This window comes from Psychrobacter sp. AOP7-A1-24, from assembly GCF_052376235.1.
GTDB lineage: Bacteria > Pseudomonadota > Gammaproteobacteria > Pseudomonadales > Moraxellaceae > Psychrobacter.
The window spans coordinates 1-2,504 of record NZ_JBQSVM010000087.1 but is presented as its reverse complement, the minus strand read 5'-3'; the positions used below and the strand labels follow the sequence as shown (position 1 = coordinate 2,504).

The 2,504-nt window shown below is 37.4% G+C and carries 3 protein-coding genes; 2 read left to right on the top strand and 1 reads right to left on the bottom strand.

All coding sequences use genetic code 11. The features are described from left to right. Window positions 1-513 precede the first annotated feature (513 nt). A complete protein-coding gene (locus ACT3QQ_RS13775; protein ID WP_444528414.1) occupies window positions 514-1,032 on the bottom strand; it encodes an HPP family protein in 519 nt (172 codons plus the stop codon). A 127-nt stretch (window positions 1,033-1,159) separates the two neighbouring features. Between ACT3QQ_RS13775 and ACT3QQ_RS13770 the strand changes: the two genes are divergently transcribed. Both ACT3QQ_RS13770 and ACT3QQ_RS13765 read left to right on the top strand, forming a co-directional pair. Then, window positions 1,160-1,699 (top strand): TetR/AcrR family transcriptional regulator, encoded by a 540-nt coding sequence (locus ACT3QQ_RS13770; RefSeq protein WP_444528413.1) that lies wholly within the window; start codon window positions 1,160-1,162, stop codon window positions 1,697-1,699. 215 nt (window positions 1,700-1,914) lie between these two features. Next, the gene (locus ACT3QQ_RS13765) at window positions 1,915-2,412 is read left to right on the top strand and encodes a LysE family translocator (protein WP_444528412.1); all 498 of its coding nucleotides are present in this window, start codon (window positions 1,915-1,917) and stop codon (window positions 2,410-2,412) included. Window positions 2,413-2,504 lie beyond the last annotated feature (92 nt).

Genomic DNA, 2,504 nt, shown 5'->3' with positions numbered 1-2,504 from the left:
ATAAAAGGATGTCAATACATTTATTGATTGTGCAAATTTGTGCAGTAAGTCGAGAATGAATAGTAAACGTTATCTCACGATGATTATTAAAGACGACAAAATACTCATGCCTACAGACGTGTATCATCAGTATTTATTACAGTTTAATTGTCAGTTCAGTATGACTTTTTTCGCTATTACACTACTCGTCTCAATAGCTGCCTCGAGCGTTTACTGGAGTTTTACGCCTTTAGCAACTATTGTAAAAAGAATAAATCCTGAAATATTTGATGACATGATACCCGTCAGTAACATGCTGTTAGAGTTACGATCACTAACAGAATCTTATATTTGATGATGGTTGAGCTTGAAAGTAACTTTGAGTCTTTATCGCAGCTTTCAGACAATATTGCCTATTAACTCTGCATCCCAATATCTATTCTTATTACGTAAATGTAAGTCATGTTAAATCAATCGAGAGATAGCAAATAATATATTGAGCAGCTTTGGCAATCTGGGTGCGGTTCAGATGGTTCACCACCAATAAGTCGGATACTGTTTACCTTTACCCAAATTATTATAAATCAGCGCTACCATGACCAAAACGATTGAACCTAGTAGAGTGGGTGTTATCAAAAAACCCCAATTTACTGCACCTAGCATAACTATTAAAGGGTTAGACCCAGCAGGTGGATGAGGCATTCTAAATATCAGCATTAGCGCAATGGTAGTACCAACAGCCGTTGCCATACTCCACCAGTGAATACCAAATAATGTCATAAATACTAACCCCGTAAGAGTCGCAATAACATGCCCACCTATAACATTTCTCGGCTGGGCAAAAGGGCTGGTAGGATAGGCAAATATTAGTAAACAACTGGCGCCAAATGATCCTAAAATCATAATAACTTCTATTGAGCTTCCTAGCATAGCAAGCGTTGCCGTAGCAATGGTGCCGCCAAGCCAAGCCAATACTATCATCGATAAGGGCAACCTGTTTGGGCATTGGTTCACCTGACCGCTTAACTTATGCCAATTAAAGAATGAATGCATACGTACTCCTATCATAAATAAAAAGACATTATTGAAAGTATACCATTCGGTATACTTGTCAAGTATACCGAATGGTATCTATAAATGCTATTATTATTACCGAACAAAGATAACAGGAGCAGAACTAATGGAATTGAGAGATATTATTCTACAAAAAAGTTATGAGCTCTTTTATAAGCAAGGCTTTCACAACAGTGGAGTGGAGCTGTTAGCAAAGCAGGCAGGTACTACTAAACGGACTTTGTATGCCCATTTTGGTAGTAAAGAAGGCTTGATTGAGGCGGCGCTTAAGTATCGCCATCAGATTTTCATGACTCAATTGAAAGCTGACTTTGATGATTTTGAGATTGAGCAAGTAACAGATGTTGCCACTTGCTACTTAAACTTCCTCAAGAACTGGACGTTATCAGAGGACTTTTATGGTTGTATGTTTATTAACGCTTGCGCAGAGCATTCAGGTAAGCAGTCTTCACCTCATTTAATAGCCAAGCAGCATAAAACTGAGGTTAGGAAATGGCTACTTGATAAGTTTAAACAGATAAGTGCAGAAGATGCTAAGCAGAAATCTGACACTTTGTTTGTATTTGGCGAAGGTATTATCGTTGCCGCTCAAACAGGTCAGGAGTCATTAGAGTTAAATACTGATTTTTTTAAGGTTTTGGATTAAATTATATCGACACAAGTTAGGTAATAACGTATCACGTTCTACGATAGTACCTTGGTAGTTTCAGTGCTATTTATTTCTTAGTGTTAAATGTATTTTTGTACATACAGAAAATTTCTGCTTAACAAAGCTATTCTAGGCTTTTACCTTTATTAGAACGGATAATTTATGTGTCAGATTTAAGTTATTAGTTATTATTTTTTTCTACTGCATTAGCGTTGAATATTGCACCCGGTCTAAATCTTCTTTACATGCTACCTAAGACAATAGCAAATGGGAAAAAGGTTGGCGTAGCATCCGCGCTTGGCGTTTGTACTGGAGCTATTTTTCATGTTGGATTGGCGTCACTTGGGGTGTCGGCAATTCTAGTGTCATCCGCACTTGCGTTTTCTATAGTTAAGTATATTGGTGTTGGTTATTTACTATATCTTGCATATAAATCTTTCCGTTCAGCTGGTACTAGTTTAAATATAACTCCAGCAGATAAGCCCAAAGAGTCTGCGTGGAAAGCTTTTAAACAAGGAGTACTTGTTGATATATTGAACCCCAAAGTAGCTATATTCTTTATGGCCTTTTCACCTCAATTTATTCGTAATGGTCATAGAGCAGTTCCAATACAGCTACTTTATTTAGGTTTGTTGGTAGTTGCTGTCGTCGTTGAAGTAACTTACGTATTACTTGCGTTATTTCTACTACGGCATCTTTCTCACGAGTAGTGGTTGGCATATTGGCATTATCTAACCCTAAATGCCGCGCAACTGAGAAACGAACTTACTCATCATTTAGCATCTCACCTTTTATCTCAGAA

Coding starts and splice junctions, on each gene's coding strand:
- ACT3QQ_RS13775 (WP_444528414.1), bottom strand. CDS start 1,032: ATGCATTCATTCTTTAATTGGCATAAGTTAAGCGGTCAGGTGAACCAA.
- ACT3QQ_RS13770 (WP_444528413.1), top strand. CDS start 1,160: ATGGAATTGAGAGATATTATTCTACAAAAAAGTTATGAGCTCTTTTAT.